Annotated in this window: 23 protein-coding genes and 1 tRNA gene; 14 read left to right on the top strand and 10 right to left on the bottom strand. The window is 71.6% G+C overall.

All coding sequences use genetic code 11. From position 1 onward, the window contains the following. Nucleotides 1-2: 2 nt before the first annotated feature. Nucleotides 3-965: a hypothetical protein gene (locus ASF17_RS07100; protein WP_055798405.1), complete on the top strand. Its 963-nt coding sequence runs from the start codon at nucleotides 3-5 to the stop codon at nucleotides 963-965. Nucleotides 966-989: 24 nt separating this feature from the next. On the opposite strand, the gene ASF17_RS07095 is transcribed toward ASF17_RS07100, so the two are convergent. From ASF17_RS07095 to ASF17_RS07085, 3 genes are all read right to left on the bottom strand, one after another. Then, the gene (locus tag ASF17_RS07095) at nucleotides 990-1,592 is read right to left on the bottom strand and encodes a GIY-YIG nuclease family protein (RefSeq protein WP_156357333.1); all 603 of its coding nucleotides are present in this window, start codon (nucleotides 1,590-1,592) and stop codon (nucleotides 990-992) included. Nucleotides 1,593-1,638: 46 nt separating this feature from the next. Further along, on the bottom strand, nucleotides 1,639-1,872 hold the full coding sequence (locus tag ASF17_RS07090; protein ID WP_055797119.1) for a PLDc N-terminal domain-containing protein: 234 nt from the start codon (nucleotides 1,870-1,872) through the stop codon (nucleotides 1,639-1,641). Between the two features lie 112 nt (nucleotides 1,873-1,984). After that, nucleotides 1,985-2,731, bottom strand: coding sequence for an SDR family oxidoreductase (locus tag ASF17_RS07085; protein ID WP_055797116.1), 747 nt, complete (start codon nucleotides 2,729-2,731; stop codon nucleotides 1,985-1,987). 126 nt (nucleotides 2,732-2,857) lie between these two features. On the opposite strand from ASF17_RS07085, the gene ASF17_RS07080 reads away from it, so the two are divergent. From ASF17_RS07080 to ASF17_RS07070, 3 genes are all read left to right on the top strand, one after another. Then, nucleotides 2,858-3,697 (top strand): helix-turn-helix transcriptional regulator, encoded by an 840-nt coding sequence (locus tag ASF17_RS07080; RefSeq protein WP_055797113.1) that lies wholly within the window; start codon nucleotides 2,858-2,860, stop codon nucleotides 3,695-3,697. Between the two features lie 65 nt (nucleotides 3,698-3,762). Then, the gene (locus tag ASF17_RS07075) at nucleotides 3,763-4,809 is read left to right on the top strand and encodes a Gfo/Idh/MocA family protein (RefSeq protein ID WP_055797110.1); all 1,047 of its coding nucleotides are present in this window, start codon (nucleotides 3,763-3,765) and stop codon (nucleotides 4,807-4,809) included. Between the two features lie 9 nt (nucleotides 4,810-4,818). Then, nucleotides 4,819-5,451: a Pr6Pr family membrane protein gene (locus ASF17_RS07070; protein WP_055797107.1), complete on the top strand. Its 633-nt coding sequence runs from the start codon at nucleotides 4,819-4,821 to the stop codon at nucleotides 5,449-5,451. Between the two features lie 58 nt (nucleotides 5,452-5,509). On the opposite strand, the gene ASF17_RS07065 is transcribed toward ASF17_RS07070, so the two are convergent. Then, nucleotides 5,510-6,163 (bottom strand): LysE/ArgO family amino acid transporter, encoded by a 654-nt coding sequence (locus ASF17_RS07065; protein WP_235476421.1) that lies wholly within the window; start codon nucleotides 6,161-6,163, stop codon nucleotides 5,510-5,512. 69 nt (nucleotides 6,164-6,232) lie between these two features. Between ASF17_RS07065 and ASF17_RS07060 the strand changes: the two genes are divergently transcribed. After that, the gene (locus ASF17_RS07060) at nucleotides 6,233-7,141 is read left to right on the top strand and encodes a LysR family transcriptional regulator ArgP (protein ID WP_055797101.1); all 909 of its coding nucleotides are present in this window, start codon (nucleotides 6,233-6,235) and stop codon (nucleotides 7,139-7,141) included. A gap of 19 nt (nucleotides 7,142-7,160) precedes the next feature. Here the strand turns inward: ASF17_RS07060 and ASF17_RS07055 are convergent, their stop codons facing one another. Continuing rightward, on the bottom strand, nucleotides 7,161-8,909 hold the full coding sequence (locus ASF17_RS07055) for an MDR family MFS transporter (protein ID WP_055797098.1): 1,749 nt from the start codon (nucleotides 8,907-8,909) through the stop codon (nucleotides 7,161-7,163). Nucleotides 8,910-8,916: 7 nt separating this feature from the next. After that, entirely contained in the window at nucleotides 8,917-9,660 is a 744-nt protein-coding gene (locus tag ASF17_RS07050; protein WP_055797095.1) for a TetR/AcrR family transcriptional regulator, read from the bottom strand. 104 nt (nucleotides 9,661-9,764) lie between these two features. On the opposite strand from ASF17_RS07050, the gene cls reads away from it, so the two are divergent. Continuing rightward, nucleotides 9,765-11,246 carry a cardiolipin synthase gene (cls, locus tag ASF17_RS07045; RefSeq protein ID WP_055797092.1) on the top strand — a complete coding sequence of 494 codons (1,482 nt, stop codon included), beginning with the start codon at nucleotides 9,765-9,767 and terminating at the stop codon, nucleotides 11,244-11,246. Between the two features lie 8 nt (nucleotides 11,247-11,254). On the opposite strand, the gene ASF17_RS07040 is transcribed toward cls, so the two are convergent. Further along, on the bottom strand, nucleotides 11,255-12,211 hold the full coding sequence (locus ASF17_RS07040; protein WP_082475129.1) for an alpha/beta hydrolase fold domain-containing protein: 957 nt from the start codon (nucleotides 12,209-12,211) through the stop codon (nucleotides 11,255-11,257). Nucleotides 12,212-12,305: 94 nt separating this feature from the next. Here ASF17_RS07040 and ASF17_RS07035 point away from each other — a divergent pair, with 94 nt between their 5' ends. Next, nucleotides 12,306-13,451 (top strand): glycerol dehydrogenase, encoded by a 1,146-nt coding sequence (locus tag ASF17_RS07035; RefSeq protein ID WP_055797089.1) that lies wholly within the window; start codon nucleotides 12,306-12,308, stop codon nucleotides 13,449-13,451. 139 nt (nucleotides 13,452-13,590) lie between these two features. Further along, the gene (gene chrA, locus ASF17_RS07030) at nucleotides 13,591-14,814 is read left to right on the top strand and encodes a chromate efflux transporter (RefSeq protein ID WP_055797086.1); all 1,224 of its coding nucleotides are present in this window, start codon (nucleotides 13,591-13,593) and stop codon (nucleotides 14,812-14,814) included. Nucleotides 14,815-14,900: 86 nt separating this feature from the next. On the opposite strand, the gene ASF17_RS07025 is transcribed toward chrA, so the two are convergent. Together ASF17_RS07025 and ASF17_RS07020 are read right to left on the bottom strand one after the other, a co-directional pair. Next, nucleotides 14,901-14,976, bottom strand: a tRNA-Val gene (locus ASF17_RS07025). 79 nt (nucleotides 14,977-15,055) lie between these two features. Beyond that, a complete protein-coding gene (locus ASF17_RS07020; RefSeq protein WP_055797083.1) occupies nucleotides 15,056-15,529 on the bottom strand; it encodes a peroxiredoxin in 474 nt (157 codons plus the stop codon). Nucleotides 15,530-15,800: 271 nt separating this feature from the next. Between ASF17_RS07020 and aceE the strand changes: the two genes are divergently transcribed. The 6 genes from aceE to ASF17_RS06990 all read left to right on the top strand — a co-directional run bounded on the left by aceE (nucleotide 15,801) and on the right by ASF17_RS06990 (nucleotide 23,505). Next, complete coding sequence (gene aceE / locus ASF17_RS07015; RefSeq protein WP_055797080.1) at nucleotides 15,801-18,545, top strand: pyruvate dehydrogenase (acetyl-transferring), homodimeric type; 2,745 nt, start codon at nucleotides 15,801-15,803, stop codon at nucleotides 18,543-18,545. A gap of 37 nt (nucleotides 18,546-18,582) precedes the next feature. Then, the gene (locus tag ASF17_RS07010; protein WP_055797077.1) at nucleotides 18,583-19,788 is read left to right on the top strand and encodes a PucR family transcriptional regulator; all 1,206 of its coding nucleotides are present in this window, start codon (nucleotides 18,583-18,585) and stop codon (nucleotides 19,786-19,788) included. Nucleotides 19,789-19,899: 111 nt separating this feature from the next. Continuing rightward, the gene (locus ASF17_RS07005; protein ID WP_055797074.1) at nucleotides 19,900-20,820 is read left to right on the top strand and encodes an ACP S-malonyltransferase; all 921 of its coding nucleotides are present in this window, start codon (nucleotides 19,900-19,902) and stop codon (nucleotides 20,818-20,820) included. Continuing rightward, complete coding sequence (locus ASF17_RS07000) at nucleotides 20,817-21,827, top strand: beta-ketoacyl-ACP synthase III (protein ID WP_055797071.1); 1,011 nt, start codon at nucleotides 20,817-20,819, stop codon at nucleotides 21,825-21,827. The genes ASF17_RS07005 and ASF17_RS07000 overlap by 4 nt, the downstream gene beginning before the upstream one ends. Nucleotides 21,828-21,905: 78 nt before the next feature. Further along, on the top strand, nucleotides 21,906-22,154 hold the full coding sequence (locus ASF17_RS06995; RefSeq protein ID WP_055797067.1) for an acyl carrier protein: 249 nt from the start codon (nucleotides 21,906-21,908) through the stop codon (nucleotides 22,152-22,154). 112 nt (nucleotides 22,155-22,266) lie between these two features. Then, complete coding sequence (locus ASF17_RS06990; protein ID WP_055797064.1) at nucleotides 22,267-23,505, top strand: beta-ketoacyl-[acyl-carrier-protein] synthase family protein; 1,239 nt, start codon at nucleotides 22,267-22,269, stop codon at nucleotides 23,503-23,505. An 83-nt stretch (nucleotides 23,506-23,588) separates the two neighbouring features. Here the strand turns inward: ASF17_RS06990 and ASF17_RS06985 are convergent, their stop codons facing one another. Then, nucleotides 23,589-24,080 carry a DUF3145 domain-containing protein gene (locus ASF17_RS06985; RefSeq protein ID WP_082475128.1) on the bottom strand — a complete coding sequence of 164 codons (492 nt, stop codon included), beginning with the start codon at nucleotides 24,078-24,080 and terminating at the stop codon, nucleotides 23,589-23,591.

Here is a 24,080-nt window from a genome sequence, read left to right as displayed (position 1 = left end):
CCGTGCCCGAGCCGATCGACAGCTGGTGGGCGCGACGGCAGACGTCGCGCGGTCTCGCCGTGCCCTACCCCGTGGGTTCCTACCGTGAGGCATGGGCGTCGTTCCCGGTGCTCGTCCGGCAGTACCGCCCCGAGCACAACGGCGGCATCGTGCTCAGTCAGATCCCGCCCGCCGCCGACGTCTACCTCTGCTGGCTGTGCGACGCCGGGCACCTCTTCGTCGCCACCCCCGACGAGCAGCGCCACCGACCCGGCCGCGAACGGCGCCGGTCGTCGTGGTGCCCCGACTGCAGCGACCTCGCCCGACCGCGGCCCCTGCCGATGCGCACCGAGGCGGTCGCGCGCCGGGTCGCGGCGACTCCCGCCGTCCCCGCCGTCGATCCGGGTCGGATGACCCCCCAGGCGCCGTCCGCTCCCCCGCTCCCCTCGACGCCGCGGTCTCCCGAACGTGCGGCGAACCTGCGACCGCGAGGGTCGAAGCCGACACGGGCCACGAGGCCGGTGTGCGCCAAGACGCCGACGCTGCCGACCGGCACCGCCTTCACGAGCTCGTGCGCGCCGCCGCCCGCGTCGGCGGTCGAGGCCGAGCTGCGAGCCGGGCTGACGTCGCGACTCGAGTTCGCGGCCGGTCTCAACGCCGTGCGGGTGGCCCGACCGTTCTTCGATCACCTCGAGGTCTGGCCCGACATCGTGCTCTCCGACCTGCGGGTGGCAATCGAGTACGACTCGACGGGACGCCACGGACTCGAGCACGTCGGCAGGCGCGAGGTGGCCGACCGACGCAAGGACGCCGCCCTGCGGTCGGCGGGGTGGGAGGTCATCCGCCTGCGGACGGGACGGCTGCCGATGCTCGGTCCCCACGACCTGTCGCTCTCGGGGCTGACGCGTCAGACCGTCCCGCGGCTGCTGGACGAACTGCGCGCCATCCGGGGGCCGCTGTTCGTCGACGCCTATCTGCGCCCGTAGCCGGGTCGCATCGGCTGCGGGCGTCTACCCTCGGAGGGCCGTCGCCTCGCTCCGCCAGCGCGCATGGCGCCCCCAGGGGTCGTCGACGCCCGCCGCGAGCGTGGCGATGTGCGCGGCGAGCGGCTCGTTGACGGCGAACCACTCCGTCCGGGCGAACCGCCACGCGGCGAACTGATCATGACGACGACGCTCGACCGCCCGGTCGCCCCGTTCGAACGCCAGCACCTCGTGATGCCAGAGACGCCCGAGCCGCTGCCGCGGATTCGCCGTCGTGCCGATCTTGATGCGGTCGTCGAAGCGGATGTAGTAGACGACATCGACGCGCGGCGGCGCGAGGTCGCCGTCGGGCGAGTCGCCCTGTCGCCACTCGCAGACGGCGCACAGCCAGCCGGCAGGCCAGTGGACCCCGAGTCTCGAGCCGCAGGCCGCGCAGGGGGCGGGCAGCAGGTCGGTGGTCCCGTCGACCGTCTCGGAGCGCGCCGCGGCCCAGTCGGCGGCGAGGGCCAGGTGCTGTTCGCAGAGCGCCACGGGCGAACCGGGCAGCGCCCTGCCGTCGCAGGCGACGGGGTCGTCGTGGACCGCGCCTCCTCGGCAGGCGTCGGCGGGTCGGGGCGAGCGCGTGTCCATGCCGGCACGGTAGGCCCGACCACCGACAGACGGCGACGACCGGGGGTCAGTCGGGCTCGTGATCGATCCGGAGCCCCAGGGGGTGCGGCCCGAGCAGCAGCCAGACGGCGCCGGCGCCGATGGGGAACAGCACCACCGCGACGGTCCAGACGGTCCGCTCGATCGGGGTCGTGTCGGCCCTCCGGCGCACGGCGCGGACGATGCTCGCCACGATCGCCACGTACACGGCGAACGCGCCGACCGCGAGCACGACCGTGCCCCACTCGCCCCATCCGCTCATCCCCCCAGCCTACGGTGCCGCCCGCGCGGAGCCACCCGCCCGCTTGAACCGCCCGCGCGGAGCCACCCGCCCGGCGCCGCCCGCTCGAGGCCCCTCGCTCCGTGCCGCCTGCTCAGTGCCGCCCGCTCAGCATCGCGAGCACGTCGTCGTAGCGCCCCTCCGCCTCGGCGTCGCGGAGGAACCGCACCCGCTCGACCAGGATCTCGTGGGCGTCCGGCTGCGCCTCCAGCAGGGCCATCGTCTCGTCGAGGTACTCGTCGAGCGGCATCGCCGACGGGTCGTCCTGCTGACCCAGCAGGGTCGTCCGCACCGCCGGGGGCACGAGCTCGATCACCTGGACCCCGGTCGGGGCGAGCTGCACCCGCACGCTCTCGCTGATCGAGTGGATGGCCGCCTTGGTCGCGTTGTACGTCGGCGTGGCGGGCAGGGGGACGCTCGCGAGACCGGACGACACCGTGACGAACGCCGCCCCCGGTCGCGACTGCAGGAACCCGGTCCAGGCGGCGAGCAGACGGATCGGTCCGAGCAGGTTGGTCGTGACCGTCGTCTCGGCCGTCTCGAGGAAGCCCGGCGTCCGGACGTCCTCGAAGCGCATGACGCCGGCCATCGCGATGACGACGTTCGTCTCGGGCCACCGGTGCTGCACCTCGCGCGAGACGGAGACGACGGCGGCGGGGTCGGTCGTGTCGAGCAGGATCGACTCGATGCCGGGCTCGTCCCGGGCGATCTCGGCGAGCAGGTCGACCCGGCGCCCGGCCACGACGACCGTGTTGCCGGCGTCGCGGAGCCGCCGGGCGAGACCGAGGCCGATGCCGGACGTGCCGCCGGGGATGAAAACGGTGTTGCCGCTGATCTTCATGCGATGCTCCTCGTGATGTGGGTGTCGCGACCAGCCTGGGCCGAGGAGGCACGGGTCGGCAGAGTCCGCTCGTCCAGGGATCGGCGGTCCCTGGTCGAGCGCGGGGGCTCCTGGCAGCATGGGCGGATGGACCGCGCCGAGCTCGCCGACTTCCTCCGCCACCGCCGGGAGTCGCTGCGGCCGTCGGACGTCGGTCTCCCCGAGGGCGTGCGGCGCCGGACCCCCGGACTCCGACGAGAGGAGGTCGCCGGGCTCGTCGGGATGTCCACCGACTACTACGCGCGGCTCGAGCAGCAGCGCGGCCCGCAACCCTCCGAGCAGATGGTGGTCGCCCTGACCCGCGGGCTCCGTCTCAGCCTCGACGAGCGGGATCACCTCTACCGTCTGACGGGTCACCACCCGCCCCGACGCGCCCGCGGGAGCGAGCACGTGAGCCCGGCGCTGCTGCGGGTGCTGGATCGGCTCGACGACACGCCGGCCCTCGTGTTGAGCGATCTGGCCGAGACGCTGGCGCAGAACCGTCTCGCCGTCGCCCTGCTCGGCGATCAGCGTCGCCACCGGGGTCTCGCCCGCAGCGCCTACTACCGCTGGTTCACCGACCCCGCCGAGCGGGAGCTCTATCCGACCGAGGATCACGGTCATCAGCTCGAGCTGCAGGCCTCGGGTCTCCGAGCGGCGCTGAGCATGGCGGGAGGCGGCGGGCGCCCGCGGGAGATCGTGGAGGCGCTGCTCGCGACGGGCGAGGAGTTCGACGCCGTCTGGAGCCGACACGCGGTCCACCAGCGCTTCGACGACCGCAAGACCCTCGTCCACCCCGAGCTGGGCCCCATCCAGGTGGACTGCCAGGCGCTCTTCACCGAGGACCAGTCGCAGACGCTCCTGGTGCTGACACCGACGCCGGGATCGCCGGACGCGGAGAGCCTCCGCCTACTCGGCGTCGTCGGCACGCAGCGCTTCGCCGACTGACCGGGGTCGCTCGTCGGCCCGGCACGGCATGATGAGCGGACGACGACGTGACCCGAGGAGACCCCATGCCCGCCCCCGCCTTCCCCTCCGCCGACAACGCCCCTCTGCGGGGAGGTCCGACGCTGCGCTGGGGAGTCATCGGACCGGGCGAGATCGCCGGCGACTTCACCGACGCCCTCCACCGGCACACGGACCAGCGCGTCGTGGCCGTCGCGTCGCGTCGCCGGGAGCGCGCCGAGGCCTTCGCCCGAGACCACGGGGTCGACCGTGCCTTCGACGACGCCGAGGCGATGGCCGCCTCCCCCGACGTCGACGTCGTGTACGTGGCCACACCGCATACGCGGCACCTGCCCGACGCCCTGACCGCGATCGCGGCCGGCAAGCACGTGCTCGTGGAGAAGCCCCTGGCCACGACGGTCGCCGACGCCGATCGCATCGCGGAGGCCGCGGCGGCGGCCGGCGTGCTCGCGATGGAGGCGCTCTGGACGCGCTATCTGCCGCACTCGACGGTCATCGCCCGGCTCCTGGCCGACGGGGCGATCGGCGACGTGCGCCTCGCGACGGCGGACGTCGCCTGGGCCAACGACCTGAGCGCTCCGGGGCGGATGAGCGATCCGGCCCTCGGCGGCGGGGCCCTGCTCGACATCGGCGTGTACGCGTTCTGGTTCACCCAGTTCGTCACGGGTCATCCCGTCGAGCGCTCCGCCACCGGCTCGACCCGAGCCGACGGCGTCGATCTCGACGCGGCCGTCGTGACGCGGACCGCGGAGGGCGTGCTCGCCACGGCCGTGACGAGTCTCCTCGCCACCTCGCCCGGCATCGGCACGGTGGCCGGCTCGGACGGCTCGCTCCGCACCCTCGACCACCTCGTGTTCCCGGCGTCCTTCGAGCTCACGACGGGTCGCGGCACCGCCGTCTGGAGCGACCCGGCCGTCCCGACCGGTCGCGAGGGACTGGCGTACCAGGCGGCTGCGCTCGCATCGTTCGTCGACCGGGGGCTCCGCGACTCGCCCCTCCACGGGATGGCCGACTCGAGATCGATCCTGGCGACGATCGAGGCGGCCCGCGCCTCCCTGACCGTCGTCGACGGGCGCCCGTCCGCCGCTCGCTAAGCTGACGCCATGACGCGAGCCCGAGTGATGATCCCGTTCCGGCTCGTCATCGCCCTGATCGGCCTCGTCGCCGTGGGGACCCAGTTCGGGGTGACGCTGGTCGAGGACTACAGCGTCGTCAACTTCTTCTCGTACTACACCAACCTCAGCAACCTGTTCGCCGTGGTGGTCTTCTCGGTCGGGGCCGTGCGCACCCTGCGCCGCCGACCGGGCAGCCGCGGGTGGGACGTCGTGCGTCTCGTGAACGTCGTCAACATGGTCTTCGTCGGGCTCGTCTTCAACCTGCTGCTCGCCGGGGTCGGTGGCGGCGTCATCCCCTGGGTGAACGTGGTCGTGCACATGCTCGTGCCCGTGGCCGCCCTGATCGACTGGCTCGTCCTGCCGGCCGGTCGGCGCCTCCCCTGGTCCGCTGCGCTGGTCGGCCTCGTGACCCCCGTGGTCTACAGCGTCTACACGATCATCCGCGGCGCGGTCATCGGCTTCTACCCTTACCCGTTCTACGACCCCGCGGCGCAGGGCGGCGGCGGCGGCGTGGCGGTCTACGTCGGCGTGCTGCTGGTGGCCCTCACGGTGCTCTCGTTCGCTCTCGTCGGACTCGGACGCCTCTCCGGACGCTTCTGGAGGGCGCGCCGGGGCTCCTGAGCCGACCCGCGCCTCCTCGCCGGACCCGCCTCTCGAGGCCGACCGTCGGCGACGGCGGTCAGGGGACGAGGAGCAGGCGCAGGCCGAGGACGGTCATCACGACGGCGATGATCGCGTCGAGCACCCGCCAGGCACCGGGCCGGGCGAAGACCGGACGCAGGAGGCGCGAGCCGAATCCGAGGGCCGTGAACCAGACGAGACTGCCCAGCACCGCGCCGACGGCGAACCACCAGCGCAGCTCCCCGGGCTGCTGGTTCGCCACGGAACCCAGGAACACGATCGTGTCGAGGTAGGTGTGCGGGTTCAGCCAGGTGAAGGCGAGGGCCGCCAGGACGGTGGTCGTCACCCGCACCGGAGCCGTCGTCGTGGCGGCCGCGGCGTCGCCGTCGGCGACCACGAGCGCACCGACGGGACGCACCGCCCGGACGGCCGCCAGCACCGCATAGACAAGCAGGAACGCCGCGCCGACGAACCGCACCACGACGACGACCCCGGGGTGCGCCGTGATGAGCGCGCCGATGCCGGCGACCCCGGCGCTGATCAGGACGGCGTCGCTGACCGCGCAGACGATCACGACGGGGAGGACCACGCGGGCGGTCCCCGTCAGTCCGACGCGCAGAACGAAGGCGTTCTGCGCCCCGATGGCGACGATGAGGGCGAGGCTGGTGCCGAAGCCGAGGAGGGCGGTCGGCAGGAGGCTGGTGAGGAGCACGCCGTCGACGCTACGACCCCGGCTCTCATCCATCCAGCTCATGTTCCTGATGCCGCATAAGCTGCTCTGATGCAGCGCTTCACCATCGATCAGCTCGACACGCTCCGCACGATCGTCGACGAGGGCACGTTCGAGGCGGCCGCGCAGCGCCTCCACATGACGCAGTCGGCCGTGTCGCAGCGCATCAAGCAGCTCGAGCGCATCGCGGGCGCGATCCTGCTGCAGCGCACGACCCCGGTGACGCCCACCGCGGCGGGCGACGTCGTGCTCCGCCATGCCCGTCAGATCGACCTCCTCACCGCCGACCTCGTGTCCGAGCTGGGCACGACCGAGGCGGGGGATGCGCCGACGACGCTGCCGATCGCGGTCAACGCCGACTCGTCCGCGACCTGGTTCCTCGACGCGCTCGCCGAGGTCGCGGATGCGCATCCCGTGGTCTTCGACCTCCGACGAGCGGACCAGGATCGCACCTCGGCGCTGCTGCGCTCGGGCGACGTGCTCGCCGCGGTCACCGCGACACGGGCACCCGTGCAGGGATGCACGGCGGAGCCCCTCGGAGTCATGCGCTACCGGGCCGTGGCCAGCCCGTCGTTCGTGGAGCGACGGCTGGGCGGCACAGCCGGCGTCGACCTGCTCGACCGGGCCCCCATGGTCGTCTTCGACCGGACGGACACCCTGCAGCACGACTTCGTCCGCCGCGTGTCCGGGCGCGACCCGCGCGCTCCCCGGCACCACGTGCCGGCGTCCGCCGACTTCGCGCGGGCCGCCGTGCTCGGGCTCGGCTGGGGCATGCTGCCCGAGGCGCAGGCCGTCGACGACATCGCGGCGGGGCGACTGGTCGAGCTCGCGCCCGACTCCCCCGTCGACGTGGCCCTCTTCTGGCAGCGGTGGACCCTCGACTCCCCCCTGCTCGACGCCCTCACCCGGGCGGTCCTGAAGACGGCCCGGCGCAGTCTCCACCGGGCTCGGCCCGAGTGAGCGCGCCGGGCCGCGGGCCCTAGCCGGCGTCCGGCCGCCGCGGGGACTCCGCGTCCGGCGCGGCGTCGCCGTCCGGCGCGGCACCGGTCGGCGGCACCGCGGTCGCTCCGGAGGCGACCGCAGCGGCCGTGGCCGCCTCGCCGGCCGTCGACGTCGCCCGCCCGCGGCCGGCAGCCTCCAGCTCCTCCGCCTCGGCACCCGAGAGCGCCTCTCCCCTGGCCACCATGCCGGCGACGTCGCTGAGCGCGATCTGCGGCAGGAACAGGGCCAGCACGAGAGCCACGGCGATGAACGGGACCAGGTAGGCGAACACCGGTGCGAGCGAGTCCGCGTACGCCTCGACGACCAGCCGGCGGATCGCGTCGGGGAGTTCGTTCAACGCCGCAGGATCGAGCGTGGCGGTCGCCGACGAGGCGTCGCTCGGCGAGGCGCCGGCGTCGGTGAACACCGTCGTCAGGTTCGACGTCAGGCGGCTCGTGAACATGGCGCCGAAGACCGCGACGCCGAGGGCCGCTCCGACCTCGCGGAAGTAGTTGTTCGTGCTCGTCGCGGTGCCGACGTTCGCCGCATCGACCGAGTTCTGCACGACCAGCACGACGACCTGCATGATGAGGCCGAGCCCGGCGCCGAAGACGAACAGGAACACGCAGATCATCGCCAGGGGCGTGTCCGCCGTCAGCGTCGTGAACAGCAGCATGGCGATGCCCGTGAGGATGGTGCCGACGATCGGGTAGATGCGGTACCGGCCCGTCTTCGTGATGAGGTTCCCCGAGAGGATCGACGTGCCGATGAGGCCCGCCATCATCGGGAGCAGGAGCAGACCCGACACCGCCGCGGAGGCGCCCGACGACATCTGCAGGAACGTCGGGACGAACGCGATGGCCGAGAACATGCCGATGCCGAGCACGAAGCCGATCCCCGTCGCGAGCACGAACACCTTGTTGCGGAAGAACGACAGCGGGATGATCGGGTCGTCGGCGCGCGATTCGACGAACACGAACAGGCCGACGGCCACCAGGAAGCCGGCACCCCACGTCCAGGTCTCGCCGGCGCCCCAGCCGTGGTCCGCCTGTCCGCCGAACTCGGTGAAGAAGATGAGGCAGGTCGTCGCGGCCGAGAGCAGGACGACCCCCAGGACGTCGATCCGCTTCGAGGCCTTCTTGCTCGGGAGGGTGAGGGCCATCCAGGCGATCACGAACGCGGCGACGCCGACCGGGATGTTGATGTAGAAGGCCCACTGCCACGTCAGGTGGTCGACGAAGAACCCGCCGAGGAGGGGGCCGCCGATCGCGGAGAGGCCGAACACCGCGCCGAGCGGGCCCAGGTACTTGCCGCGCTCGGACGCGGGCACGATGTCGGCGATGATGGCCTGCGACAGGATCATGAGCCCGCCGCCGCCGAGACCCTGGATCGCCCGGAACACGACGAACATCCAGAAGTCGTCGGCGAAGGCGCAGCCGATGCTCGCGAGCGTGAAGATCGCGATCGCCGCGAGGAAGAGATTGCGCCGACCGAGCACGTCGCCGAACTTGCCGTAGATGGGCATGACGATGGTGGTGGCCAGCAGGTAGGCGGTGGTGATCCAGGCCTGGTGCTCGACGCCGCCGAGCTCGCCGACGATGGTCGGCATGGCCGTCGAGACGATGGTCTGATCGAGGCTCGAGAGCAGCATGCCCGAGATGAGGGCGCCGAAGATGATCCAGATCCGCCTCTTGGTGAGGAGGAACGGCGCGTCGCCCTTCGTGGTGGGTGTGGTGGACGTGGTCATGACGGGCTCAGCGGGCCTCTCGCTCGGTTGTGACGGGGACGGTGGGGGGCGTGAACAGCTGCCGGGCGAGACCGAACCACTCGGCGAGGACGTCGTCGAAGCGCCTCGTGGGGTCGTCGGTCTCGAAGAAGAACTCCTCGACGGCCCGCTGGGTCAGCGACGTGGCGAGGAGGAAGGCGGCCTCGATGCGCCGGTCGTCGGCGGGCAGACCCTCGTGGCGCGCGATCGCCGTGATCACGCGCCGCTTCTGCTCGCCGCCCTGGCGCATGATCGCGGCGAACAGCCGCGGCTCGCGCTCGAGCGCGGCGCGGAACTCGGCGGCGCGGTCGCGCGTCAGCCCGATCTGCTCGACGCGGGCGACGACGAGTCGCGACAGGTCGTCGAACACGCTCGACAACGGCAGGAGGCGCGGATCGCGAGACGACGCCGCGTACGCGTCGAGCGCGTGGTCGTCATCGTCGATGGCCGTCCCGACCACGGCATCGTCCTTCGAGGCGAAGTGGTTGAAGAACGTGCGCCTCGACACTCCGACGGTGACGCAGAGCTCGTCGATCGTGAAGCCGGCCGAACCGCGGGCCGCGGTCAGCCGTCGCGCCTCGGCGATGAGGTCCGCTCGGAGCCGGACGCGTCGGAGGCCAGCCCTGCCGAGCGCCTCGGGAGCCGTGGTCGCCGCGGGGCCGGTCATCGCGCCTCCTGCTCGATCGTCGTCGGATGTGGTCGGCGACGTCGCCGGAGGCTGGATGCCCGACATGCACTATTGCACTCCTCGGATCAGAGTGCAATAGGACTCGCACCGCACTGGCCGTGTGCCGCACCATCCGGGCGGGTGCGCCGTGATGCTGCGAGGATCGACGCATGAACTGGCGCAGGATCCTCAAGGCGTTCCCGACCGTCGTGCTCGTCCTCGACATCCTCATCCGGATCGCCGCCGTCGTGGTGGTCCCCCGCAACCGCCGCCCGAGCTCGGCCATGGCGTGGCTGATGGCGATCTTCGTCGCCCCCATCCCCGGCAGCATCCTCTTCGGCCTGATCGGGTCGACGAGGCTGCCGCAGGATCGCCGCGACCGGCAGCGCGAGATCAACGACCTCATCCTCGAGAACACGAAGGGGCTCGACAACCGCGCCGACACGGTCACGCAGCCGCCGTGGTTCGGCACCGTCGTGCGGCTGAACCGCACGCTCGGCTCCATGCCCCTCATCCCGGGGAACACCGCCCGGCTGCTGCCGGAGTACGCCGAGTCCATCGCCGCCATGACCGCCGCCGTCGACGCCGCCGAGCGCTACGTCCACGTCGAGTTCTACATCTTCACCCGCGACGAGAGCACCTACCTCTTCTTCGACGCCCTGAAGCGGGCGCACGACCGAGGCGTCCGGGTGCGCGTGCTGTACGACCACTGGGCGACGATCCGCAACCCGCAGGGTCGCGTCACCCGCCGGTGGCTGCGCGACTCGGGCATCCGGTTCGAGGAGATGCTCCCGTTCCACCCCACCAAGGGCATGTGGCGCCGGCCCGATCTGCGGAACCACCGCAAGATCGTCGTGGTCGACGGGAACGTCGCCTTCACCGGTTCGCAGAACATGATCGACCCGAGCTACAACAAGCGCGGCAACATGCGGCGCGGTCTGCAGTGGAAGGACCTCATGGTGAGGCTCGACGGCCCCGCCGCCATCGGCCTCAACGCCCTCTTCATCACCGACTGGTACAGCGAGACGGACGAGCTGCCGACCGACACCGACGCCGACGCGGACGCCGAGTCGCCGGTCGACCGCCCGGCCGACTCCGACACCCTCGAGTGCCAGGTGGTCCCGAGCGGGCCGGGCTTCGACGGCGAGAACAACCTGCGCCTGTTCAACGCCCTCGTCTACGGCGCCCAGGAGCGCCTCATCATCGCGAGCCCGTACTTCGTCCCCGACGACTCCATGCTCTACGCCATCACGACCGCCGCCGAACGAGGCGTCGACGTCCAGCTCTTCGCCTGCGAGGTCGCCGACCAGTTCATGGTCTATCACGCGCAGCGCTCGTACTACGAGACGCTGCTGCGCTCGGGAGTGCGCATCTTCCTGTACGAGAAGCCGACCGTGCTGCACTCGAAGCACTTCACCGTCGACGACGACGTGGCCGTGATCGGCTCGAGCAACATGGACATGCGCTCGTTCAGCCTGAACTTCGAGGTGTCGCTGATGGTGCGCGGCGCCGGCTTCGTCGAGGAGGTCCGCCGCATCGAGGACGACTACCGCTCTCGGTCGCACGAGGTCACCCTCGCCGCGTGGTTGTCGCGACCCGCCGGGCTGCAGGTGCTCGACAACGTCGCCCGGCTGACCGCCGCCGTGCAGTAGCCGCGCTGTCAGCCGGCGACGGCCTCGCGCAGCGTCGCCACGATCACCCGCCGGGCCGCGCGCCCGCTTCGCGTCGGCAGCAGCGGGAACGCGTGGATCAGACCGGGCCCCTCGTGCCAGTCGAGCGAGACGCCCGCGGCGGCCGCGCGGGATCTCAGGAGGTGCGCGTCCGGATTCAGGACGTCCCGCGTCCCCGAGAACACGGTGAGAGCGCCGAGCCCCGACAGATCGCCGAACAGCGGGCTGACCGTGGGGTCGCGGAGGTCGAGGGCCCCGCGCCAGTGCTCGGACAGCACCCGGCCCCCTGGTGTGCCGAGCCACGGGTCACTCGGCTGGACCTCCGGGATCCGCGGGTTGCTCCAGCCGAGGTCGAGCGCGGGGGCGATCAGCACCGTCCTCGGCACGACGACTCCGGCGTCGCGCAGCGACAGGGCGGCCGAGAGCGCGATCTGGCCGCCCGCCGAGTCGCCCGCGAGTGCGACCGGTCCCGTCGACGACGCGACGAGGTCGACGACGCCGCGCCGCGCCTCCTCGGCCGTGCCGAACGGGACGAGACCGTAGATCGGCACGACGACCGTGGTAGCCGACTCCGCCGCGATCTGCGCGATCAGATGCCAGTGCTGCGACACGATCTCGCCGACCCAGCCGCCGCCGTGCGCGTAGACCACCGAGCCGCTCGAGACCCCGTCGCGGCGCGTCACGCGGTACACCGGCCACGCGCCCCGCAGCTCGACGTCGACGCGGACGTCGGAACGCAGGGTGCTCGGCGGACCGAACGGCGCGGGGCGCAGCGAGCGGGCGCGGATCCGTCGACGGGCGCCCGCCGCGCTGACGAAGGTCCGATTCGCCCCCGTCAGCCGCAGGAACGTCGTCACCACCGACTGCGGCACGACGAGCCGCGCCCCCAGGGGCACGCTCACGCCCTGGTCGGAGGAACGGAGGGGGCCGGCGCCGCGCGTGCTCATGCACCGACGGTACCCCGCGTCACCCGGCACGGAGGGGCCACCGAGGAGGCGCGCGTACCGTCCAGCGGACACGCACCGACGAAAGGAACGCCCTATGACCACCCCCATCCGCACCGTCATGAGCCCCGCCCGCTACGTCCAGGGCAAGGACGCGATCACCCGCCTCGGCGAGTTCGTCGCGCCCATCGGCCGGCGTCCGCTGATCGTGTCGGACGACATCGTCTGGGGTCTCGTCGAGGACGCCGTCACCGCCGGCTTCGAGACCGCCGGGCTCGGCGTCGAGCGCGTGGGATTCGGCCGGTTCGCGACCCCCGCGGCGATCGACGAGCTCGTCGAGACCATCCAGGGCGCCTCGGCCGACGTCGTCGTCGCCATCGGCGGCGGCAGCGCGATCGATGCCGCGAAGGCGGCGGGTCACCTCGCCGGCATCCGCTGGGTCAGCGTCCCGACCGTCGCCTCGACCGACGCTCCGACGTCGGCGCTCGCCGTGGTCTACACCGACGAGGGCGAGTTCATCGAGTACCGGTTCTTCCCCCGGAACCCCGACCTGGTGCTGATCGACACGCAGCTCGTCGCGAACGCCCCCGCGAAGTTCCTCGTCGCGGGGATCGGCGACGCCCTCGCGACCTGGCTCGAGGCGCGCGCCTCCGCCCGCTCGCACGCCACCACCATGGCCGGCGGCCTCCCCACGCAGGCCGGCACGGCCCTCGCCGAGCTGTCGTGGCGCATCATCCACGAGAACGCCTTCTCGGCGCTCGCGGCCGCGGAGGACGGCGTCGTGACCCCGGCCCTCGAGGCCCTCGTCGAGGCCAACACGCTGCTCTCGGGGCTCGGCTTCGAGTCGGGCGGGCTCGCCGCCGCGCACGCCATCCACAACGGGCTGACCGCCGCACCGCAGACGCACGGGCTCACCCACGGGCAGAAGGTGAACATCGGCTCGATGACGCAGCTCGTGCTCGAGGGTGCTCCTCGCGCCGAGATCGAGGACTTCGTCGAGTTCACGACGCGGGTCGGGCTGCCGAACACCCTCACCGAGATCGGCCTCACCGTCGACGACCTGGACGAGCTGACGGCCGTCGCCGAGGCCGCCACCGTCGAGACCGAGACCATCCACAACATGCCGTTCCCGGTGACGGCCGCCGACGTGGTCGCCGCCCTCGTCTCGATCGAGCGGCTGTCGCGCTCGATCCGCGCCGAGCGGGGTCTGCCCGAGCCCGAGCTGTACGTCGCCGCCCACTGACGAGGCGGCGCGTCAGACCCCGGGAAGCCGCCGAGACCCCAGGGCGCGAGCCGGGGCCTGAGCGGCTCCCCGGGGTGTCGAGCGACGGCGTCGCGGCGTCCGTCACCTGCGGGACACCTCGACCGGGCATCCTGTCCCGATGACGCACGACGCGACGACCGAACCGGCCACCCGAGGCACCCCCTTCGAGGTCGCCCGGGTCTTCTCCCTGCTGGGGCTGACGTCGTTCGGCGGCCCGGTGGCGCACCTGGGGTACTTCCGGTCCGAGCTGGTCGAGCGGCGACGATGGCTCCCGGACGCCCGCTACGCCGAGCTCGTCGCCCTCGGACAGTTCCTGCCCGGCCCGGCATCGAGTCAGGTCGGGTTCGGGCTCGGTCTGCTGCGAGCCGGGCCGCTCGGGGCGGTGGCCGCGTTCGTCTCCTTCACCCTCCCGTCGGCTCTGATCCTGTTCGCCGCCGCCCTCGGCGTCGGAGCGCTCGACGGGCCGGTCGGCACGGCCGTCGTGACCGGTCTCACGATCGCGGCCGTGGCGGTCGTCGCCCAGGCCGTGACGGGGATGGCGCGGACGCTCGCGCCCGACCCGACCCGCGCCTCCCTCGCCGTCGCCGCGGCCATCGCGGCCCTCGTGCTGCCCGGCTCGACCGGCCAGGTCGGGGCACTCGCCGTCGGCCTGCTCGCCGGGATGGTCCTCTGCCGAGGAGACGAGGAGGAGCGGGTCGAGACGGTCCGGTCGCCCGTCGGTCGACGGGTGGGTGCGGTCTGCCTGACCGTCTTCGCGATGCTCCTGGCGGGGCTGCCCGTGCTGGCCGCCGCGACCCGGTCCGAGACGGTCGCCCTGATCGACGTCTTCTACCGGGCCGGCGCGCTCGTCTTCGGCGGTGGTCACGTGGTGCTGCCGCTGCTCCAGGCGGGCCTCGTCGAGCCCGGATTCGTCGATGACGACGTCTTCCTGACCGGCTACGGCCTCGCGCAGGCGGTGCCCGGGCCGCTGTTCACGTTCGCGACGTATCTGGGGGCGGTCGCCGACCTCGGACCGGGCGGGGCCCTCGGGGCCGTGCTGGCCACCCTCGCGATCTTCGCGCCCGGGTTCCTGCTGCTCGTCGGGGTCCTGCCGTTCTGGGACGCCCTTCGTGGTCGCCGCCTCGTCGGAGCGGCCGTCCGCGGGGCGAACGCGGCCGTGGTCGGGGTGCTGGTCGCCGCGCTCTACGACCCCGTGTCCACCGCGGCGATCACCGGCGTCGGGTCGTTCTGCCTCGCGCTCGTGTGCTTCGTGCTGCTGATCGTCTGGCGGGTGCCGGCGTGGGCGGTCGTAGCCGTGGGGGCGGTCGGCGGTCTCGTTCTGTCGGCGGGCGGCGTCGCCTGACCGGTGGTCGACGGCCCCGCCCGTCTCCGCCGACTGAGCCGTCGCCCCGGGCGGCCGCCGCAGCGTGTCGGGCGCGCGCCCCCTCGTGGTGGGCCCTACCGGGCTCGAACCGATGACATCCACGGTGTAAACGTGGCGCTCTACCAACTGAGCTAAAGGCCCCTGCGCCGGTCGGACCGGGCGGGTGTGAGAAGGATAGCCGTCGAGGAGGCGCGGGTCGCGCCCCCTGGTGGGTGTCGCGTCAGACGGTGGCGGGCACCAGGGCGTCGAGCGAGGCCCGGTAGTCGTCGAGCGAGCGCTCCTGGCCGGGCTCGGTCACGAAATGCTCGCGGATGACGCCGTCGACGTCGATCAGGAACGTGGCGCGGGTGGCGAAGCCCTTGTGCTCGAGGAACACTCCGTACTCCTTCGACACCTCGCCGTGGGGCCAGAAGTCGGCGAGGAGCGTGAACTCGTAGCCCTTCTCGTCGGCGAACGCCCGCAGGGTGGCCTTGGAGTCGACGGAGACCACGAGCAGCTCGACGCGGTGGTCCTGGAACATCGACAGGTTGTCGCGGAGCGTGCAGAGCTCTTTGGTGCAGGTGCTCGAGAACGCCAGCGGGAAGAACACGAGCACCACGGGCCTGACGCCGCGGAAGTCCGAGAGTCGGACGTGCTCGCCGAACTGGTTCGGCAAATCGAAGTCGGGAGCCTGGATGTCGTTCTCCAGTGCCATGGTGCGATCCTTCCGCGTCGGCCCGGGCGGCCGGCGACAAACACGATGAGTGATCCTACGCCGCACGCGGGCGAGCGCAAGGGCCGCTCCCAGCGCGTGCGGAGGCTGACTGGGGCAGGGTCACTGTCAGTCGGGGTCACTAGACTCGGGCGAGTCAGGTGGGTGCGTGTCCGGAACCCGGGCGCGAGAGACCTGGCATCTGTCTGTCCACCACACACGGTGCGACCCACACACGGTGCTATCAACACCACGATATTGATTGAGGTCAAGGGTGACGGTAAACGACCAGGACCCGTACACGGTCGACACGACCGATCGCGATCCCGAAGAGACCGCCGAATGGCGGGAGTCGCTCGACTCCCTCGTGGCGGCCCAGGGGCACGAGCGGGCTCGCGAGATCATGAAGAGCCTGCTGACTCGGTCGAGCGAACTGCACCTCGGTGTGCCGATGGTCCCGAAGACGGACTACGTCAACACCATCGCTCCCGAAGACGAGCCCGCCTTCCCGGGCGACGAAGAGCTCGAGCGCCGCTACCGCCGCTGGATCCGCTGGAACGCGGCGATCACCGTGCACCGCGCTCAGCGCCCCGGCGTCTCGGTCGGCGGCCACATCTCGACCTACGCCTCGTCGGCCGCCCTCTACGAGGTCGGCTACAACCACTTCTTCCGAGGCCAGGATCACTCCGGCGGCGGCGACCAGATCTTCTTCCAGGGCCACGCCTCCCCCGGCATGTACGCCCGCGCGTACCTCGAGGGCCGACTCGGCACCGATCAGCTCGACGGGTTCCGTCAAGAGAAGTCCCACGCCTCGGGCGGACTCAGCTCGTACCCGCACCCGCGCCTCATGCCCTCGTTCTGGCAGTTCCCGACCGTGTCGATGGGTCTCGGCCCCATCAACGCGATCTACCAGGCGCAGGTCGCCAAGTACCTCACCAACCGCGGCATCAAGGACGCCTCCGACCAGCAGGTCTGGGCGTTCCTCGGCGACGGCGAGATGGACGAGGTCGAGAGCCGCGGTCAGCTGCAGGTCGCGGCGAACGAGGGCCTCGACAACCTGAACTTCGTCATCAACTGCAACCTGCAGCGCCTCGACGGGCCGGTCCGCGGCAACGGCAAGATCATCCAGGAGCTCGAGAGCTTCTTCCGGGGCGCCGGCTGGAACGTCATCAAGGTGGTCTGGGGTCGCGAATGGGACGACCTGCTCGCCCGTGACACCGAGGGCGCGCTGCTCAACCTCATGAACACCACGCCCGACGGCGACTTCCAGACCTACAAGGCCGAGAGCGGTGCGTACGTCCGAGAGAACTTCTTCGGCCGCGACCCGCGCGCCCTCGAGCTCATCAAGGACTTCACCGACGACCAGGTCTGGAACCTCAAGCGCGGCGGCCACGACTACCGCAAGGTCTACGCCGCGTTCAAGGCGGCGGCCGAGCACAAGGGCCAGCCGACCGTGATCCTCGCGAAGACGGTCAAGGGCTATGGCCTCGGCCCGTCCTTCGAGGGTCGCAACGCCACGCACCAGATGAAGAAGCTCACGCTCGACAACCTCAAGCAGTTCCGCGACGAGATGCGCATCCCGATCTCCGACTCGCAGCTCGACGAGAACCCGTACCTGCCGCCGTACTACCACCCGGGCGACGGCGACGAGGCGATCCAGTACCTGCACGAGCGCCGGCGCGCTCTCGGCGGGTACGTCCCCGAGCGCCGCTCGAAGTACACGCAGCTCGCCGTCCCCGAGTCGACGTCGTACGACGTGGTCAAGAAGGGCTCGGGCAAGCAGGAGGTCGCCACGACGATGGCCTTCGCGCGTCTGCTCAAGGACCTGCTCCGCACGAAGGACTTCGGCCACCGGATCGTGCCGATCATCCCCGACGAGGCACGCACGTTCGGCATGGACGCCTACTTCCCGACGTCGAAGATCTACAACCCGAACGGTCAGCACTACACGTCGGTCGACCGGGAGCTGCTGCTGGCCTACAAGGAGAGCCCCCAGGGCCAGCTCCTGCACGTCGGCATCAACGAGGCCGGGGCGTTCGCGGCCTTCACCGCCGTCGGCACCTCCTACTCGACCCAGGGCGAGCCCCTCATCCCCGTCTACGTCTTCTACTCGATGTTCGGGTTCCAGCGCACGGGCGACGCCATGTGGGCCGCCGGCGACCAGATGGCCCGGGGATTCATCATCGGCGCCACGGCCGGTCGCACCACCCTGACCGGCGAAGGTCTGCAGCACGCCGACGGACACTCGCCGCTGCTCGCGTCGACGAACCCGGCGGTCGTGTCGTACGACCCCGCATTCGGCTACGAGCTCGGCCACATCGTCAAGTCGGGCATGGACCGCATGTACGGCACCGACGAGAACGGCACCCCGACGCACGCCGATCCGAACGTCATGTACTACATCACGGTCTACAACGAGCCGATGCAGCAGCCCGTCGAGCCCGACGACGTCGACGTGGACGGCATCGTCCGGGGCATCTACAAGCTCAAGAGCGCCGAGAACCTGGGCCCGCGCGCCCAGCTCCTCGCGTCGGGCGTGGGTGTGCCGTGGGTGCTCGAGGCCCAGCGCCTCCTCGCCGACGACTGGAACGTGGCCGCGGACGTGTGGAGCGTCACCTCCTGGAACGAGCTGCGACGCGACGGGCTCGCCGCCGACCAGCACAACTTCCTCAACCCCGAGGGCGAGCAGCGCATCGCGTACGTCACCGAGAAGCTCCAGGGAGCCGAGGGTCCGTTCATCGCGACCAGCGACTTCATGGCCGCCGTCCCCGACCAGATCCGCGAGTACGTGCCCGGCGATTACCTGACGCTCGGCGCCGACGGCTTCGGCTTCTCGGACACCCGCGCGGCGGCCCGTCGATTCTTCACGATCGACGGACCCTCGGTCGTCGTCCGCACGCTGCAGGCCCTCGCCCGCCGCGGAGAGGTCGAGCCCCACGTCGTGCAGCAGGCCATCGACAAGTACCGGCTGAACGACGTGACCGCCGGCACCAGCGGCAACGCCGGCGGGGAGAGCTGACCGGCCAGTGAGCGCAGAGCGGGTTCCGACCTCGCCGATGGAGCCGTCCGCAGCCACGAAAGAGCGCACGCTCGCGTGGCTGCGGACGGTCTCGGGGGAACTCTCCACCGCGACCATCAAGCGGCTCGAAGAGACACTCCCCTGGTACGGCGACATGCCGCCCGGGCGACGATCGGCCGTGGGGCTCGTCGCCCAGGCCGGCATCACGTCGTTCATCAGCTGGTTCGACGACCCGCGGTCCACACCCTGGATCGCGGCCGACGTCTTCGGCGCCGCTCCCCGCGAGCTGCTCCGATCGATCAGTCTCCAGCAGACGCTCCAGCTGATCCGGGTCACCGTCGAGGTCGTCGAAGAGCGAGTCAAAGACGGTGACGACTCGCTGCGAGAGGCGATCCTGCTCTACTCGCGTGAGATCGCGTTCGCCTCAGCCGACGTCTACGCCCGGGCAGCCGAGGCACGGGGCCTCTGGGACGCCCGCCTCGAGGCCCTCGTCGTGGACTCCATCCTCAGCGGCGAGTACGACGACGAGCTCCCCAGCCGCATCGCCGCGCTCGGATGGCACGGGCACGGCGAGGTCTCGGTGCTGGTGGGCACGACCCCGCGGATGCTCGACGTCGACATGCTGCGTCGGACGGCCCGTCACCTGGCCGCCGACGTGCTGATCGGCGTGCAGGGGCGCCGCCTCGTCCTCGTCATCGGACGAGCCGAGGAGGCCGTCGACGAACACGGCACACCGTCCGGCGCCAACCGCCCCTCGTTCACCGACATCGCCAAGGCGCTCGAACCCGGCTTCGGTGACGGGCACCTCGTGCTCGGACACGAGGTCCCGAGCCTCGTCGACGCGTCCAAGAGCGCCAAGACCGCGCTGGCCGGCTTCTCGGTGGCGCGTGCCTGGCGCAACGCACCGCGCCCGGCGCTGGCCGACGACCTCCTGCCCGAACGCGCTCTCGCCGGTGATCCGGTCGCACGCTCGACGCTCGTCAACCGCGTGTACAAGCCGCTCAAGCTGCACTCGACCGAGCTGCTCGCGACCCTGTGGTGCTACCTCGACAACGGGAGGTCCCTCGAGGCCACCGCCCGTGAGCTCTTCGTGCACCCCAACACCGTGCGATACCGGCTCAAGCGGGTCAGCGACGTGATCGGCTGGGACGCCACCGGCGCGCGCGAAGCGCTCATCCTCCAGTCGGCGCTCATCCTCGGGTCGATCGCCGACCACGACGGGCAGGCGGGGCGCCGTCGCTGAGGCCGACCCGCGCCTCCTCGGCTGCCCGATGGTGAGAACCCACAAGGCGGTCGCGGATCTTTGGTCGAGTTGCTACACCGGCGGTGCCACTCGGGGCGGCATGATGGATCAGTGATCGTTGTCGTTGCGCCCGGCCAGGGCTCCCAGAAACCCGGATTCCTCGAACCGTGGCTCGCCGACCCGCAGCTGGCGTCGCTGCTCGGCGAACTGTCACAGGCGGCCGACGTCGACCTCGTCGCCCACGGCACCACGTCCGACGCCGAGACCATCCGGGACACGGCGGTCGCCCAGCCCCTGATCGTCGCGGCCGGCATCATGACGGCGCACGCCCTCTTCTCCCGCGTGGACCGTTCGCGCATCGCCGGGGTCGCCGGGCACTCCGTCGGAGAGTTCACGGCGGCCGCGGTCTCCGGGGTGCTCAGCGACACCGACGCCGTCTCGCTCGTCGCCGAGCGGGGCCGCGCCATGTCCGACGCCGCCGGTCGGGTCGAGACGGGCATGAGCGCCGTGCTCGGCGGCGACCAGGCCGAGCTGCTGGCCCGTCTCGACGAGCTCGGACTGGAGCCGGCCAACTACAACGGCGGCGGGCAGATCGTCGTCGCCGGCGAGCTGTCGGCCCTCGCGGCCCTCGCCGAGCAGCCGCCCGCGAAGGCTCGGGTGATCCCCCTCCAGGTGGCCGGAGCGTTCCACACGCGCTACATGCAGCCGGCCGTCGAACGTCTTCGCGACGCGGCATCCGGCGTGGCCGCGACCGACCCCACCCTCACCCTGTGGACCAACAGCGACGGCGGCGTCGTCACCGAGGGCGCCCGATTCGTCGACCTCCTCGTCGGTCAGGTCTCGTCGCCCGTCCGCTGGGACGCCACCATGGAGTCGTTCGCGGCCGCGGGCGTCACCGGGCTGATCGAGCTGGCTCCGGCCGGGGCCCTCACCGGCCTCGCCAAACGCGCGCTGCGGGGCGTCCCCTCCGTCGCGATCACGACACCCGACGACCTCACGGCCGCCGTCGACCTCATCGAGGGAGCAGCATGACCACCCCGCAGTTGAACCAGACCACCGGTGCGCAGTTCACGCGCATCTACGCGCTCGGCGCCGCACGCGGCGAGAACGTCGTGCCGAACGCCGACATCGTCGAGCCGATCAACTCGTCGGACGAGTGGATCCAGCAGCGGACCGGCGTGGTCACCCGCCGTCGCGCCGGCAAGGACGTCAAGGTCGTCGACCTCGCCGAGGCCGCGTCGAAGGAGGCCATCGAGAAGTCGGGCATCCGCCCGGACCAGATCGGCGCCGTCCTCGTCTCGACCATCGGGGCGGGCGTCGCCACCCCGTCGGTGGCCTCGCTCCTCGCCGAGCGGGTGGGCGCCAACCCCGCCGCCGCCTACGACATCTCGGCCGCCTGCGCCGGGTTCACCTACGGCATCGCGCAAGCCGACTCGTTCGTCAAGTCCGGCCTCGCCGAGTACGTCCTCGTGGTCGGCGCCGAGAAGCTCAGCGACGTCATCGACCCCACCGACCGCACGATCTCGTTCCTGCTCGCCGACGGCGCCGGCGCCGCGATCGTCGGACCGGCCGAGTCGGCCGGGATCGGCCCGACGGTCTGGGGCTCCGACGGCTCGAAGTGGGACGCCATCGGCATGACGAACACCATGCTCGAGTACCGCGAGGGGGCGGGCGAGATCGCCTGGCCGACCCTCCGCCAGGAAGGCCAGACGGTCTTCCGCTGGGCCGTCTGGGAGATGGTCAAGGTCGCCCGCCTCGCCCTCGAGCGCGCCGGCGTCACGGCCGACCAGCTCGCCGCGTTCGTCCCCCACCAGGCCAACATGCGCATCATCGACGAGTTCGCGAAGCAGCTCGGCCTGCCCGAGTCGGTCGTCATCGGCCGCGACATCGCGACGATGGGCAACACCTCGGCGGCCAGCATCCCCCTCGCCACCCACCGCCTCCTGGACGAGCACCCCGAGCTGAGCGGCGGTCTCGCCCTGCAGATCGGCTTCGGCGCCGGCCTCGTCTTCGGCGCGCAGGTCGTCGTGCTCCCGTAGCGCGCCGCCCCTCCAACGAGCTCCCCGCCTTATAGGCTTTCCCCCGGTCAACCGACACCCCTCAAGGAGAACAACACCATGGCACTGTCCACCGAAGAAGTCCTCGCCGGCCTGGCCGAGCTGATCAACGACGAGACCGGCATCGCGACCGACACGGTCGAGATGGGCAAGTCGTTCACCGACGACCTCGACATCGACTCGATCTCGATGATGACCATCGTCGTCAACGCCGAAGAGAAGTTCGACGTCAAGATCCCCGACGAAGAGGTCAAGAACCTCAAGACCGTCGGCGACGCCGTCACCTTCATCACCAAGGCACAGGACTAGACGTCAGCTGCCCGGTCGTCCCCGCGAGGGGACGACCGGGCGTCCCGTCGTCGGAGCCGCCCGTCCGACAGGCCGCACGCCCGTCCCGGGCCGTCCCTCCAGGAGAATCGTCATGACCAAGAAGATCGTCGTCACCGGCCTCGGTGCCACCACCCCCCTCGGCGGGACCGCCGTCGAGAGCTGGCAGAACCTGCTGGCGGGCCAGTCGGGCATCACGACCCTCGAGCAGGAGTGGGTCGCCAAGTACGAGCTGCCCGTCACCTTCGCCGGGCAGGCCCGCGTGCCGTCCGCCGACGTGCTCGACCGCCGCGAGACCAAGCGCCTCGACCCCTCCAGCCAGTTCGCCCTCACCGCCGCCCGCGAGGCCTGGGCCGACGCCGGCTCGCCCGAGGTCGTCCCCGAGCGGTTCATCGTCGACTGGGCCACCGGCATCGGCGGCGTCTGGACCCTCCTCGACGGCTGGGACACCCTCCGCGAGAAGGGCCCGCGACGGGTCCTCCCCATGACCGTCCCCATGCTCATGCCGAACGGCCCCGCGGCCGCCATCTCGATGACGCTCGGCGCCCGCGCCGGTGCCCGCACCGTCGTGTCCGCGTGCGCCTCGAGCACCGAGTCGATCGCCATGGCGTACGACCACCTCCAGTCCGGGCTCGCCGACATCGCGATCGCCGGCGGCTCCGAGGCCGCGATCCACCCCATGCCCCTGGCGTCGTTCGCCGCCATGCAGGCGCTCTCGAAGCGCAACGACGACCCCGCGACGGCCTCACGTCCCTACGACGTGACCCGCGACGGCTTCGTCCTCGCCGAAGGAGGCGCCGCTCTCGTCCTCGAGACCGAGGAGCACGCGCTCGCCCGCGGCGCCCGCATCTACGCCGAGCTCATCGGCGGTGCGGTCACGAGCGACTCGTACCACATCACCGCCCCCGACCCCGAGGGCAACGGCGCCGCCCGCGCGGTCATCGCCACCCTCGAGAACGCCGGCATCGAGCGCGAGCAGGTCGTGCACGTCAACGCCCACGCGACCAGCACGCCGGTCGGCGACATCGCCGAGTACCACGCCATCAAGCGGGTCTTCGGAGAGCACACGCCCCGGCTGATCGTCTCGGCGACCAAGGCGGCGACCGGGCACCTCCTCGGCGGAGCCGGCGGCATCGAGGCGCTCTTCACCGTCAAGGCGCTGCACGAGCGCGTCGCTCCCCCGACGATCAACGTCACGCAGATGGACGACGAGATCGACATGGACGTCGTCGTCGGCGAGCCCCGGGCCCTGCCCGACGGCGAGATCGTCGCCCTCAGCAACTCGTTCGGCTTCGGCGGGCACAACGCCGTCATCGGCTTCCGGTCGGTCTGAGCCGCAGAAGGAGGCGCGGGTCGTGTGAACACGACCCGCGCCTCCTTCGTCCGTCGCGGCGTCTCGCGCAGCGGCGCCGGCGATCAGCCGACCTTGTGCAGCCAGACCACGGGGTTGCCCTCGCCGCTGTAGCGGAACGGCTCGAGCTCGTCGTCCCAGGCCTGTCCGAGGGCGAGACGCAGCTCGCGGTGCAGCTCGAGCGCGTTGGAGCCCGCGACCTCCATGGCGTAGCGGACGCGGTCCTCCGGGACGACCGTGTTGCCGGCCGTGTCCGTCTGCGCGAAGAAGATGCCGAGGTCCGGCGTGTGCATCCACCGCCCGCCGTCGTGCTGCGCATCGGGGTCCTCGGTCACCTCGTAGCGGAGGTGCTCCCAACCGCGGAGAGCCGACGCGATGCGGGCGCCCGCGCCCTCGTCGCCCTGCCAGGAGAACTCCGTCCGCTGGGAGCCGCCGAGGATCGGCTGGTCGACCCAGGCGAAGTTGACGGCGTGCCCCAGGGCACGACCGACAGCCCACTCGACATGTGGGCACAGTGCACGAGGGGACGAGTGCACATAGAGCACTCCCCGAGCCAT

It is taken from the genome of Frigoribacterium sp. Leaf263 (genome assembly GCF_001422285.1).
In the GTDB taxonomy this organism is placed as follows: domain Bacteria; phylum Actinomycetota; class Actinomycetes; order Actinomycetales; family Microbacteriaceae; genus Frigoribacterium.
The sequence above is the reverse complement of the archived record's forward strand: the minus strand, read 5'-3'. Positions and strand labels throughout refer to the sequence as shown.

Bases quoted from the DNA above. Each gene is read 5' to 3' on its own strand.
- ASF17_RS06985 (WP_082475128.1), bottom strand. From the start codon at position 24,080: ATGGCTCGGGGAGTGCTCTATGTGCACTCGTCCCCTCGTGCACTGTGC.
- ASF17_RS07010 (WP_055797077.1), top strand. From the start codon at position 18,583: ATGGAGCCGTCCGCAGCCACGAAAGAGCGCACGCTCGCGTGGCTGCGG.
- ASF17_RS07080 (WP_055797113.1), top strand. From the start codon at position 2,858: ATGGACCGCGCCGAGCTCGCCGACTTCCTCCGCCACCGCCGGGAGTCG.
- ASF17_RS07075 (WP_055797110.1), top strand. From the start codon at position 3,763: ATGCCCGCCCCCGCCTTCCCCTCCGCCGACAACGCCCCTCTGCGGGGA.
- ASF17_RS07085 (WP_055797116.1), bottom strand. From the start codon at position 2,731: ATGAAGATCAGCGGCAACACCGTTTTCATCCCCGGCGGCACGTCCGGC.
- ASF17_RS06995 (WP_055797067.1), top strand. From the start codon at position 21,906: ATGGCACTGTCCACCGAAGAAGTCCTCGCCGGCCTGGCCGAGCTGATC.
- ASF17_RS07000 (WP_055797071.1), top strand. From the start codon at position 20,817: ATGACCACCCCGCAGTTGAACCAGACCACCGGTGCGCAGTTCACGCGC.
- chrA (WP_055797086.1), top strand. From the start codon at position 13,591: ATGACGCACGACGCGACGACCGAACCGGCCACCCGAGGCACCCCCTTC.
- ASF17_RS07090 (WP_055797119.1), bottom strand. From the start codon at position 1,872: ATGAGCGGATGGGGCGAGTGGGGCACGGTCGTGCTCGCGGTCGGCGCG.
- ASF17_RS07095 (WP_156357333.1), bottom strand. From the start codon at position 1,592: ATGGACACGCGCTCGCCCCGACCCGCCGACGCCTGCCGAGGAGGCGCG.
- cls (WP_055797092.1), top strand. From the start codon at position 9,765: ATGAACTGGCGCAGGATCCTCAAGGCGTTCCCGACCGTCGTGCTCGTC.
- ASF17_RS06990 (WP_055797064.1), top strand. From the start codon at position 22,267: ATGACCAAGAAGATCGTCGTCACCGGCCTCGGTGCCACCACCCCCCTC.
- ASF17_RS07020 (WP_055797083.1), bottom strand. From the start codon at position 15,529: ATGGCACTGGAGAACGACATCCAGGCTCCCGACTTCGATTTGCCGAAC.
- ASF17_RS07035 (WP_055797089.1), top strand. From the start codon at position 12,306: ATGACCACCCCCATCCGCACCGTCATGAGCCCCGCCCGCTACGTCCAG.
- ASF17_RS07070 (WP_055797107.1), top strand. From the start codon at position 4,819: ATGACGCGAGCCCGAGTGATGATCCCGTTCCGGCTCGTCATCGCCCTG.
- ASF17_RS07040 (WP_082475129.1), bottom strand. From the start codon at position 12,211: ATGAGCACGCGCGGCGCCGGCCCCCTCCGTTCCTCCGACCAGGGCGTG.
- ASF17_RS07060 (WP_055797101.1), top strand. From the start codon at position 6,233: ATGCAGCGCTTCACCATCGATCAGCTCGACACGCTCCGCACGATCGTC.
- ASF17_RS07055 (WP_055797098.1), bottom strand. From the start codon at position 8,909: ATGACCACGTCCACCACACCCACCACGAAGGGCGACGCGCCGTTCCTC.
- ASF17_RS07050 (WP_055797095.1), bottom strand. From the start codon at position 9,660: ATGTCGGGCATCCAGCCTCCGGCGACGTCGCCGACCACATCCGACGAC.